Here is a 12,660-nt window from a genome sequence, read left to right as displayed (position 1 = left end):
AAATGATGACACTCATTACAAATTTTATGATGAGGGAGTCCTAAAGATGACCTTGTAATCTAAATAAACTACTTGAATTTTTTCCAATCTAATTCACTTTCACTTAAAAGTTCTTCAAACGACTTATTTTTCTCACGAAGTCTGCGTTCTTCTCGCTTTCGTTGTTCCTCTTCCTCTTGGATTCTTAGTTCTTCAGATTTTAATTCCTTTTGCTTTTCTTTTAATTTTGCAAACACATTTTGATCTAAATGATCAAGAACACTTATTTTGTCTTCTTGTTTTGATTGTTTCTTATTGTTTCTATTATTTTGCGGTTTCTTTTTTGCCATCATTATCACCTCTATCAAAATTATAGCACGAGATGACTCTATGTATGAAATTGATGATTAGCTTAATCTACAAAATAAATAGAAACATTCAAGCTATAATATTACTCTTCGTTTTCAATAATTGTTGCTACGCCTTGGCCGCCGCCAATACATAATGTCGCAAGCCCGTAACGGTCACCTCTTCGCTTTAATTCATGAATAAGTGATACCAAAATTCTCGCACCACTTGCTCCAATTGGATGTCCTAATGCAATCGCACCGCCATTTACATTTAAAATTTCTTTATTAAAATTAAGTTCACGATCCACCGCAAGTGATTGAGCAGCAAACGCTTCATTTGCTTCAATTAAATTAATTTCATCTAACGACAGACCTGTTTTTTCTAGAGCATTTTTAACTGCTTGAACAGGACCAATCCCCATAATACTTGGATCAACCCCAGCATTTGCATTTCCGCGAATAAAAACTAGAGGCTTAAGTCCTAAACTCTCTGCTTTCTCACGACTCATTACTACAAAAGCTGCAGCACCGTCATTAATTCCTGATGCATTTCCTGCTGTTACAGTTCCATCTTTTTTAAAGGCTGGACGTAAATTAGCAAGCGTATCAACCGTAGTACCTGCTTTTACATATTCATCTGTATCGAATACGATCGGATCACCTTTACGTTGCGGAATTTCTACTGGCACAATTTCATCTTTAAATTTGCCTGCACTAATTGCAGCCGCTGCTCTTTCTTGACTTTGTGCAGCAAATGCATCTTGTTCTTCACGCGTAATACCATATTTTTCACAAAGATTTTCAGCTGTCATTCCCATATGGTAATTATTAGTTGCACACCATAAGCCGTCATTGATCATGCTATCAACAACCTTCTGATCTCCCATGCGGAATCCGTCACGAGCGTTCTTTAATAAGTATGGCGCTTGACTCATATTTTCCATACCACCAGCTACAATTACATCTGCACCCCCAACCATAATGGCCTGTGCCGCCAAATGGACAGCTTTCAAACCTGAACCACATACTTTGTTAATAGTCATTGCAGGAACTTCCTGCGGTAAATTTGCTAGCAACGCTGCTTGTCTTGCTGGGTTTTGTCCTAACCCCGCTTGTAGCACATTCCCCATAATAACTTCATCAACTTGACCCGCTTGTATATCCGCACGTTTTATTGCCTCAGCAATAACAATTGCTCCGAGTTGAGGTGCTGAAATACTTTTCAAACTACCTCCAAAACTTCCAATTCCAGTTCTAACAGCACTTACAATTACAGCCTCTTTTAATTTCATACCCTGATTTCCCCCTAGTAATTAATAACACCTAAGAAATTCGGGATATGGCATTAAATTTCCTTTTTTTCACAAAAAATATTTTTAACTAATTCAACTATTCTGTATTTTTGTAGATATTTTATAAAAGTTAATTCTTTCCTAATAATAAAAGGCACACCCTTTTTACAACCTTTAGATGGCTAGACACAGTTGTGCTAACTTAATTGAGCTGTTTTCCATTTTTATATTCAAAAGTTTTCATTAAGCTTTGTGTCCACCAACAAGCTTACTGCGCTGCCTTGCTGTTCCGGCTTTTGTATACGATACAGCACGAAGAATAGCATCTGAGCCATGTTTCTTACGAATCGCATCAACCACATAGCCCAATTCCCGTTCCTTTATTTTGTTATTTTCAAATAAGCTAAGCTGAACCATTTCGTCGTCACATATATTAGATAGTGAAACTGAAATCCTTCTAACGGTTTGATTAGCGAAATACGTATCAAATAGTGTTAAACATGTTCGATACAAGTCCATTGTAATATTAGATGGCGAATCCATTGTTTTAGAACGGTAAAATCCGCCTCCACCTTCTTCCTTACTATATCCGATGCCTAAACTCACAGTTCGACCGCATTTTTTAGCACTTCGAGCCCTTCTGGCAACCTCTTCACACATTTCTAAAATGACATGCTTAACTTCTTTAGGATCATCATAATCCCGCAGTAAAATTTGCCCACGTTCATAGCTAATTTGCCCTTTTAAAATAGGAGCTCCTACTTGTGAAAAGTCAATACCGTGGGCATGGTAATACAATTGATTCCCCATAACCCCCAATTTTTTCTCAAGTGTTTCTAATGAATAGTTTGCTAATTGTCCTACATTCATAATCCCCATTCGATTTAATGTTCGTTCTAAGCGTGAGCCAATTCCCCACATTTTACTAAGCGGTTTAACACTCCATAATTTTTCAGGTACATCTTCATACGTCCATTCTGCAATTCCAGTTTGCTTCGCTTCTAGGTCTAAGCAAAGCTTTGCAAGCAACATATTTGGACCAATTCCAATTGCACATGTTAAACTAAAGTCCTTATAAATTGCTTCTTTTATCATTTGCGCAACTTTAGTGGCATCCCCCCACAAGCGTTCTGTTCCATCTACTCGCAAAAAACTTTCATCAATACTATACGTATGAATACATTCCTTTGGAACAAATCGGTAAAATAATTTCGTGATTTCGGCCGAAATCTTCAAATAAGCGCCCATCGTTGCGTTTACAATTTTAATTTTGGGATCATTAGGGATTTCAAATAAACGATTTCCTGTTTTAATTCCGAATTCAGCTTTCATTTTCGGTGATGCTGCCAATACAATGCTTCCTTCTCGATCAGTGTCCCCTACAACAGCTAAATAGCAAGTAAGCGGATCTAAACCATTCATCACTGCAGCACAACTTGCAAAAAAGCTTTTCATGTCGATGCATAATATCTTCTCACTTTTTACTGTTGTATAAGAAACCATTTTTTCGCCCTCCACAGAACACTTGTTCTTTTATAAATATAATACGAGAACTAATGTTCTTTTGCAACTGTAAAAAAATGGCCGGTTTTTGTCATTAACAGGCCCTAACTTTTATTAACTAACTAAAGACCTAGCTCTTTTTCTATTGTCTAGCTGCAGCGCCTAGCCCCACGGGGCTGACCAAGGCGCTTGCACTTTTCTAATTACATAACGATTCCACCGTCAACATGCAGGACAATGCCGTTAACATAATCTGATTCGTCCGATGCTAAATATAAATATGCATTCGCAACATCAATTGGTTTTCCTAATCGTCTTAGCGGCACTTGCTCTTTCAATCTTTCGATTATTTTTGCGGGAATTGTCTTTGTCATATCTGTTTCAATAAATCCCGGCGCAACTGCATTTACCCTAATCCCTTTAAAACCTAATTCTTTAGCCCACGTTTTAGTTAATCCAATAACCCCGGCTTTTGTAGCTGCATAGTTTGTTTGACCAATATTACCATATACACCGCTAACAGAAGATGTATTAATAATTTTTCCATAACCCTGTTGAAGCATTGTTGGAATAACTGCTTGGGTACAGTGAAAAACACCAGATAAATTAACATCTAATACTTTTTTCCAAGCATCAGCAGTTAATTTAGATAACATTGCATCATTTGTTATTCCGGCATTGTTAATCAATATATCAATTTTCATAAACGATTGAAGCGTAGCCTGAACCATTTTTTCAACGCTATCTGGATCGGTTACATCTACTTTCAAAAATATCGCTTCGCCATCAAGTTCTTTTACTTCATGTAAAACTTGTTGAGCCTTTGTCTCATCAAAGTCTGCGATTACTACCTTCGCACCTTCTTCGGAAAATCTTAAAACGGTTTGTTTACCTAAACCATTTGCTCCACCAGTAACAATCGCAACTTTATCTGTCAATCTCACAATTTCGCCCCCCTGGCCCTAATTAAAAACACTAAATATTCAAAAAAAAATGGACCCATTTAAATATTATATTAGGAGCATAGGAATTTAGAAAAAAATTTTTTCTACTCTAGATCAGACAGCATTTGTCGTTTTAAATTGACTAACAGCCTTTTGGAGAGCAGAACTTTGTTGTTTCATTTCTTTCACGCTAACAACAATCTTATCCATAGTCTCACTGTTTATTTCCATTTGATTATGAATTGTTCCAACTTTTTGACACATTTCCCTAAAATTATCTTTCTGAATATACTTCCTATTGATCATATTGGAGGTTTCTTTATTGACTGTTTGCAGCTGACTACTAAAACTATTCATAATTTCATATACATTTTGGACTTGTCCATCCATTTTTTTTAGCTTTATTGGCATAGCTAATAATTCGCCATTCAGTTTTGTAATTGTATTAGAGAAGTCTTCTAGCTCATTATTACCTTCATAAATAGTTTTAACTGTATCAGTGATGATTGTTTTAATCTCATTTGTAGATTGCTTGGATTTAACAGCTAAGCTTTTAATTTGTTTGGCGACTACTGCAAAGCCTTTCCCATATTCTCCTGCACGAGCAGCCTCAATACCTGCATTTAAAGATAATAAATTAATTTGATCGGTAAGACCGTTTATAACATCAATTACATGAGCACTTTCACTTGAAAACTCGTTAATTTTATTAACTTTTCCTTTAAAATGATCCATTGTTCGCTTTACTTCTACATTTAACTTGGTGATTTCCATCATAAATGCTGCCACTTGGTCCATATCTTTTTTAACAGCAAAAATCTCGTTACCTACGTCCTCCATTGATGCAAATGAATCTTGTATAGTTGCAATAATCTGATTTTCAATATCAATTTCCTGTGCCAACCGTTGATCCGATTCTAAAAATACCTCATGCGTTTCCCTGATTGTATTCAATTGTTTAGAGCTACTAGCCTGTAGTATTTTTGTAAGTTCAAGCAATTCATTGGAAGATTTATTAACAAAAGCAGACTCGTATTTAACGCTTTCTATCAATTCATTAAGTGTATGTAGAAGTTTATTAAATGCTAAATTCACTTCTGTTGTATCTTCTCCCTGTTCTATTTTAAGTAATCGTGTTAAATCCCCTTGTGCCGAAGCAATTTCATCCATGGCTTGTATAGTTTCTAGCATTGCAATTTCTGCACCATGTTCCGATACATTTAAACCAACCTCTTCTTCATATTGAGTAGGTCTAATATTAATAAGTTTTTTCATAATGTAATAGATAATAAATCCAACACCAAAAGACCAAATAAAAGCTGTCGTAACTCCAATAAATTGTACCCAGACTTGATCTAACCTGGAGTTCATCGGTAATAACGAAAGATCTCCTAGCAGACCAACCGCTAATGTTCCCCACGCACCACAGACACCATGAACTGAAACTGCACCAATAGCATCATCAACTTTCAAAATTCTATCTATAAAACGTAAAGATAAAACTACTAGTAGACCACCAATGGAGCCAGCTATAAGTGCAGTTAACGCTGTTAATACATGTGCACCAGCTGTAACCGAAACAAGTCCAGCAATTATTCCATTTAATATATCATCAACAAGCGGTCTACGATTAATAAGCCAACTTATTAACATCGCCACCACACCACCTGCAGTTGCCCCCAGATGTGTATTTAATGCTATTAATGCAATAGATGAATCTCCAACAAGGGTAGAGCCTGAATTAAACCCAAACCAACCTAACCATAAAATAAACACGCCAATCGATGCTAATACAATATTAGAAGGTTTGAAATTATGAATTTCACCATTCTCTGAATATTTACCAATTCTAGGGCCAACAACAATTGCTGCAGCAAATGCAACCCAACCTCCAATGGAGTGCACAACGGTCGAGCCTGCAAAGTCTACAAAACCTAATGCAGAAAGCCACCCAGATTGATCTGTTATCCATAAATTCCCCCATGCCCAGTGCCCAAATACCGGATAAATGACTAACACAATAAAAAAAGTACCGATTAAATAAGCGCCAAATTTGACTCTTTCGGCAATTGCTCCCGAAACTATCGTTGCAGCAGTACCCGCAAAAACAATTTGAAATAATAAAAATGCCCAGTTCCAAGGATCATCGTCAATTCCTGAAAAGAAAAAAGCTCCGGAACCAAACCAACCGTTATTGGATGGACCAAACATAATCGAAAAACCAAATAACGCAAAAACGATCGTTGATACTAATAAGTCACTCACATTTTTTATTGCAACATTAATTGAATTTTTTGCCCGAACTAATCCTGCCTCTAAAGCAGTAAAACCTGCTTGCATAAAAAAAACAAGAATAGCCGCGAGTACAACCCAGACAAAATTTAGATTTAATTGAACCACCATTACAGCCTCCTCTATCCAACTTTCATGTTACACAATATAACACTTGCAGAAAAACACAGAAAGGCTTATGGTAGATTTTCTAACATTCAAAAATGAATTAGCCACTTCCCTTATCATTTCAAATAAAAAAATGATAAAGCCACTGTTACTAGTGTTTTATCATTTTTGGTTTAGCCATTTTCCCGCAATTTTCTCAGTGAACCTCGGAAAAAGATTGTGTATAATTGTTCCTGCATGCATCCATCTAGGAAGATTTAATTCCCTTTTAGGAGTTTCCATAAGTTTAATAACTTGATCTGCAACATAATCCGACGATAACATAAATTGTTTAACACTTTTGACGTAATTTCCAGATTTATCAGCAATGTTAAAAAAATTGGTTTCAATTGGTCCGGGATTAACCGCTGAAACTGATATATTTGTATTTACAAGTTCTAACCGAAGACTATTAGTAAAGCCTAAGACAGCGTGTTTTGTTGCAGAATAACCGCTTGATTTAGGTGTAGCAAGCTTACCGGCTTGAGATGCTATATTGATAATATGACCTCTATTTTGTTGAAGCATCGCTGGAAGTACTTCTTTAGTACATGCAATCAAACCAAGAACATTAACCGCAAACATCCTTTCAATATCGTCAAAGCTTGCTTCAGAAAATGACTCAAAAACACCAAAGCCAGCATTATTAAGAAGAATATCAATGTGACCTACTTCGTTATAGATTTGCTTAAACACCATCTTAACATCTTCATACTTACTAACATCAAGTTGAAAATAAATACAATTCAAATTAGCTTTATCATTAACTTCCTTACAAATGTTGTTAAGTTTTGCTTCTGAACGGGCAAGCAGGATAGGTCGCGCTCCACGATCAGCAATCTTTAATGCAATTTTTTCTCCAATTCCAGAAGAAGCCCCTGTAATAACAACTGTTTTTCCAGCAATATCCCGTTTTCCCATAAATTCACCTTTCATTTTTATTTTTAACGTACAAAAAACTTCCAAACATCCTCTGTTTTCTCGATATAAACAGCTTGTTTCTGCTCAAGAACATCAAGTTGTCCAACAGTTGCAAATATCGTTAAACCTAGTTGGTTCCTATAGCGAAGTGATGGATACAATTTTTCATTGAGTTCAAAAGCACTCATAGGTTTTTCTTTGAGCCATTCATATATGCGCTGAGCACGTTCTTCTTGCTTATTAAATTGGCTATGTATTAACATGTAAGGATCCTTAATCGCTTTTCCATGTCCTGATAACACTAATCTCATGTCAAATTGCAGGCATTTTGACAACGAATCAAGATACAAAGGTAATGATTTAGATCGCTCTGTTTCACCTGGATAAGGTGGCTCAATAAACGGATTTGGTGAAGTATTTTCAATCAATAAATCACCAGCGATCATCAACGCATTGTGTTCGTGAAATAATATGATATGACTTCCTGCGTGCCCGGGGGTTTCGTATACGTTCCACCCATGAATACCTGGAATCTCATCACCTTCCTTTACTACAGTTGTTATAAAACGGTTATTACAACTATACTCAAACGCCCCCTTCATATCATCAATAAGCGGCCAGCAAAGTTGTTCCTCAATTCCCATATTTTTAAAGAACTCTATAAAAAACAACTCATGCCTTTGAATAAATAATTCTTCCTTATGAATCCAAGGATTATTTTTATAATGCCCAATAATTTTTATATCTTTCGGCATATATTCTAACATCCCTACATGATCAGGGTGGTGATGTGTCAATACAACCTGATCAATGTCTTCTGGCTTATAACCAACCTTATCCAATAATTCACAGAATAAGCCCCAAGCAACTTTTGATTTAGGCCCGGTGTCAACTAAAGTAAGTGAATCTCCCTTTATTAAATAAACATTTACTGGCCCCACAGGGAATGGTGTAGGTAATATGAATTGATATATACCATTCATCTCAATAATCTGTGACTCCACTTGCCTTCCCCCCTTTCAATTGACTTAAATCTCTTTTATATCCCCACTTCATTAGTTTAACATTATGCAACACAGTATGCGTGTTACTAGCAGTTAAATATTCAAAAATTTTAAACTATATATTGACACAACTATTATTGTTTGTGCATAATAATTGGGAAGAAAAACATTTTGAATTTTTATGATAACAAATTTCATAATAGAATGATAAAGTTTTTTTATGTTCAGCATTATATAAATTTGGCTAACACCTGGCCTTTCCGCCTTTTAAAGAACGGAAAGGTTTTTTAATCTATTAGGAGTTTTTCTATTACAGCAATAGGGCCCTAATTTCAGGAGGAGATAAATTTGAAATCAAACCTAACCTACGCCTTTATCGGAGCGGGCTCAATGGCAGAAGCCATTGTATCTGGCATGATAAAAAGCGAAGTTTTCAACTCTAAACAATTAATCGTTACAAACCGTTCGAACATAGCTAAACTAAACTATTTCAACGAGCAATATGATGTACATGTTACTCAAAATATTGGTGATGCAGTAAAACAGGCGGATGTAATTATTTTAGCAATGAAACCTAAGGATATTACAGGTGGCTTAGATTCAATTAAGCCTTATGTCCATGAAAATCAGTTATTAATCTCCGTAATTGCAGGTGTATCTACAACTAGTATGGAAGATTTATTATCAGTTAACATTCCAATTATTCGGGCAATGCCAAACACTTCAGCAACGATTCAACAATCAGCTACCGCTCTTTCAAAAGGATTATTTGCTACTGACGAACATCAAAAAATCGCAATAACTCTTTTTGAAACAATCGGAACAGTTTCACTTGTAGAAGAAAAAGACTTACATGCGGTTACAGGCCTATCTGGCAGTGGTCCAGCTTACATTTATTATTTAATTGAATCTATGGATACAGCTGCCCAAGAACTTGGCCTCGATCCAAAGGTAGCAAGAGAGCTAATTCTTCAGACTATCATTGGGGCAGCAGAAATGTTAAAAGTATCACCTAAATCTCCCGCTACACTTAAACAAGAAGTAATGAGCCCTGGTGGAACAACAGAAGCCGGTTTAAAAGTATTAGAGCAGTATAATTATCAACAAACAATGATTGCATGCATAAAACGAGCGGCCGCGCGTTCAAATGAGCTCGGTATCGATATTGAAAATATGATTATAAAGCAAAGGTAACTAAAGGTTCGATCGATTTTAAATCGATTGGACCTTTTATTTTATAGATAAATCTCAAGATCGTAACACCTCCTAATTTCACCTTGTTTAGGGTAAGCTAATTATTAAGAGGTGAATAGCGAAAGGATGTAGCAACTTGTTTTTGTGGATACTTCTGATATTAAATATATTATTTTGGTTTATAGCCTATCTGGATGCATACACAGGCTTAAAAAAAGTTAGAAAATTGGAGTCAATTAAGTCACAAACCCACGAAGATCTCGTTTCGGTCATTATTGCAGCTCGAAACGAGGAAGACGACATAGAACAAAGTTTGCGTTCCCATTTCCAACAAACACATCCTCACATTGAATGGATCGTTGTCAATGATCGCTCTACAGATCAAACTAAATCAATTTTAGAAACGTTAAAGACAGAACATGATACATTAGAAATCATCCATATTACAGACTTACCTGTTGGATGGCTTGGAAAAAATTATGCTTTGTATCAAGGATATTTAAAATCAAATGGAAGATATTTACTGTTCACTGATGCCGACATTATTTTAAAGCCCGAGGTAATCAAACTTGCGTTAACGTACTTAAAAGAAGAAGCAATTGATCATGTAACGCTTACTCCAAATTTAAACGCAAAAGGGTTTTGGCTCCAAGCATTTGTTGCTTTTTTTCTATTTGGGTTTTCTTATTTTAAAAGACCTTGGAAAGGAAATGATGATCGCTCTAAAATTGGGATAGGAATTGGCGCGTTTAATCTACTAAGCCGCGAAGCTTATGAAAAGATTGGAACACATCAAAATATCGCAATGCGACCTGATGATGATCTCCAATTAGGTATGAAAATAAAGGAGCACAAGCTGCGGCAGCAAATCGCAACTGCTATCTCCTTAATTAACGTCTATTGGTATAGTAATTTAAAAGAAGCATTAATCGGCTTAGAAAAGAACACATTTGCCGGTCTACACTATCGAATGTACATGGTTATAATAGCAGTTGTAGGAATTGCTCTGTCACATATCTTTCCATTTATTATGCTATTTCTAGCAAACGGCTGGTTGCAATGGATTAGCATTATTGTCGTAGGGCTAATTTTTCTTTTGTATCATTTAATCATTTCAAGAATGACCGGATTTACAACAATTCATTTTATAGTATTTCCGATCACAGCACTCCTGTTTATTTACTCTATATGTCGTGCAATCTTTTTAACCTTCAAACGAGGAGGTATAGCTTGGCGCGGAACTATTTACAGTCTAAAAGAACTAAGAAAAAAATAATAGAGCAATTACCTCAAAAAAAACTGTCACCGAAAGGAAGTGACAGTTTTTTTATACTTTTAGACAGAATTTTGTTATTTCCAACCACGTTGATATTGAGTTGGGGATTGAATTTCAACGTTCAATTCTTTTGCAGCTGCATACGGCCAATACGGATTACGTAATAATTCCCTTCCAATAAAGACAAGATCAGCGCGACCATTTTTAACTATTTCCTGCGCCTGAATCCCTGAAGTAATTAATCCAACAGCGCCCGTTGGGATTCCAACCTTGTTTTTAATATTTTCACTATATGTAATTTGGTATCCTGGGAATACATCAATTGTTGCCGGCACAACACCACCTGAACTGCAATCAATTAAATCAACACCTTGTGCCTTCATCTGTTCTGCATAGACAACGTGATCTTCTACAGTTAATCCATCCGGCTGATATTCATTTGCCGAAATTCTAACAAATAATGGGCCTTCCCATACTTCTTTAATAGCGTGAATCACTTTTTTTAATAAGCGATAACGATTTTCAGAGTTTCCACCAAATTCATCCTGGCGCTTATTCGTCAAAGGTGATAAAAATTGATTAATTAAATAACCGTGCGCTGCATGAATCTCAATGCAATCAAAACCCGCTTCCTTCGCACGAGCTGCCCCTTGTTTAAAAGTTTCGATAATTCCTTCAATTTCAACTATCGTTAATTCTTTCGGGGTTTTCATCCCATTAAATGCTATAGCTGATGGAGCATAAATTTCACCATCTACAGTTGCCTTTCTCCCAGCATGTGCAAGTTGGATTCCAATGGATGAGCCACTCTGATGAACTCTATCAACAAGCTGTTTCAATCGAACAACATGGTTATCATCCCAAATCCCTAAATCCTTGCTTGAAATTCTACCTTGCGGATGAACAGCAGTTGCCTCTACGATAATTAAGCCAACTTGTCCAACAGCACGACTTTCATAATGCGTCATGTGCCAATCGGTTACAACACCATCTTCTTTATCACATGAATACATACACATCGGTGACATGACAATTCTATTTTTTAATGTCATATCTTTTAGTTTAAAAGTTGATAATAAAGAATTTACCATACTTCCACCTCTTCTAGTTCTATCTTGTTAGTTTCATTGTATCTTATTCATTTAAATTTTCCCATTAGAAAGCATATGACTTGCGCACTAGAAGGCGGATGTACTTTCTATCACTATAATACTTTAGTAAAGTTAAACAATCTTAGAATAAAAAAAAGAACAAATTGCTTAGCTCCCAAAGATCACCAGGAGCTACGCTTTTTGTACTATTATCTATTGTGTTTGACTTGGAAGTATTTGAGAGACAAATTAAGATCTGTCCATTTTTTTATCTATGACGTTCTCTTCTTTAGAAAGGTTGAGCACTGTAACAACCCCACCTAAGAACATTCCAACAAATAATATATAATCCCACATTACAACTCACCCTTTCGTTGTTGATGTAATTTATAGGATATGCGACGATATAGTAAAAAAGTACATTTTTTACAAAATAAGGTTATTTTTTTATTATATTACAAAAAAAGGGTATTTTCAAATGATAGTACCTAGTTTCATTTTTTTTGCTGTTATATTACAATTACCAATCTGTTATACAGTATTTTTGTAACAAACAATCCTTTAACATTAAGGCTTTATCACTATAAATTAAATAGTGTATTATTTATTTTTTTTATAAAGTATAACATTTGTCACAGATTTTTTATTTGATATCTTATACAATTCA

10 protein-coding genes and 1 pseudogene are annotated in these 12,660 nt (G+C 35.6%); 2 read left to right on the top strand and 9 right to left on the bottom strand.

The genetic code is table 11. The features are described 5' to 3' along the window. Positions 1-68: 68 nt before the first annotated feature. The 8 genes and pseudogenes from C1724_RS05375 to C1724_RS05345 form a co-directional block, all read right to left on the bottom strand. A complete protein-coding gene (locus tag C1724_RS05375; RefSeq protein WP_102345683.1) occupies positions 69-329 on the bottom strand; it encodes a DUF3886 domain-containing protein in 261 nt (86 codons plus the stop codon). Positions 330-430: 101 nt separating this feature from the next. After that, complete coding sequence (locus C1724_RS05370) at positions 431-1,621, bottom strand: acetyl-CoA C-acetyltransferase (protein WP_102345682.1); 1,191 nt, start codon at positions 1,619-1,621, stop codon at positions 431-433. 243 nt (positions 1,622-1,864) lie between these two features. Continuing rightward, a complete protein-coding gene (locus C1724_RS05365; RefSeq protein ID WP_102345681.1) occupies positions 1,865-3,124 on the bottom strand; it encodes a Y-family DNA polymerase in 1,260 nt (419 codons plus the stop codon). Between the two features lie 203 nt (positions 3,125-3,327). Further along, the gene (gene fabG / locus C1724_RS05360) at positions 3,328-4,068 is read right to left on the bottom strand and encodes a 3-oxoacyl-ACP reductase FabG (RefSeq protein ID WP_102345680.1); all 741 of its coding nucleotides are present in this window, start codon (positions 4,066-4,068) and stop codon (positions 3,328-3,330) included. Between the two features lie 114 nt (positions 4,069-4,182). Beyond that, a complete protein-coding gene (locus C1724_RS26315) occupies positions 4,183-4,803 on the bottom strand; it encodes a methyl-accepting chemotaxis protein (protein ID WP_374703439.1) in 621 nt (206 codons plus the stop codon). 477 nt (positions 4,804-5,280) lie between these two features. Continuing rightward, a pseudogene (locus C1724_RS26310) lies at positions 5,281-6,471 on the bottom strand (ammonium transporter); the annotation flags it as partial. A gap of 159 nt (positions 6,472-6,630) precedes the next feature. Then, positions 6,631-7,428 carry an SDR family NAD(P)-dependent oxidoreductase gene (locus C1724_RS05350; protein WP_102346745.1) on the bottom strand — a complete coding sequence of 266 codons (798 nt, stop codon included), beginning with the start codon at positions 7,426-7,428 and terminating at the stop codon, positions 6,631-6,633. A 23-nt stretch (positions 7,429-7,451) separates the two neighbouring features. Further along, a complete protein-coding gene (locus tag C1724_RS05345; protein ID WP_102345678.1) occupies positions 7,452-8,432 on the bottom strand; it encodes an MBL fold metallo-hydrolase in 981 nt (326 codons plus the stop codon). Between the two features lie 348 nt (positions 8,433-8,780). On the opposite strand from C1724_RS05345, the gene proI reads away from it, so the two are divergent. After that, a complete protein-coding gene (gene proI / locus C1724_RS05340) occupies positions 8,781-9,626 on the top strand; it encodes a pyrroline-5-carboxylate reductase ProI (RefSeq protein ID WP_102345677.1) in 846 nt (281 codons plus the stop codon). Between the two features lie 136 nt (positions 9,627-9,762). Further along, positions 9,763-10,902: a glycosyltransferase gene (locus C1724_RS05335; protein WP_102345676.1), complete on the top strand. Its 1,140-nt coding sequence runs from the start codon at positions 9,763-9,765 to the stop codon at positions 10,900-10,902. A 74-nt stretch (positions 10,903-10,976) separates the two neighbouring features. On the opposite strand, the gene namA is transcribed toward C1724_RS05335, so the two are convergent. After that, on the bottom strand, positions 10,977-11,993 hold the full coding sequence (namA, locus tag C1724_RS05330) for an NADPH dehydrogenase NamA (protein ID WP_102345675.1): 1,017 nt from the start codon (positions 11,991-11,993) through the stop codon (positions 10,977-10,979). Positions 11,994-12,660 lie beyond the last annotated feature (667 nt).

The organism is Bacillus sp. Marseille-P3661 (assembly GCF_900240995.1).
Taxonomy (GTDB): domain Bacteria; phylum Bacillota; class Bacilli; order Bacillales; family Bacillaceae_J; genus OESV01.
Note: the sequence above shows the minus strand (reverse complement) of the source record. Positions and strands in the feature narration are given on the sequence as shown.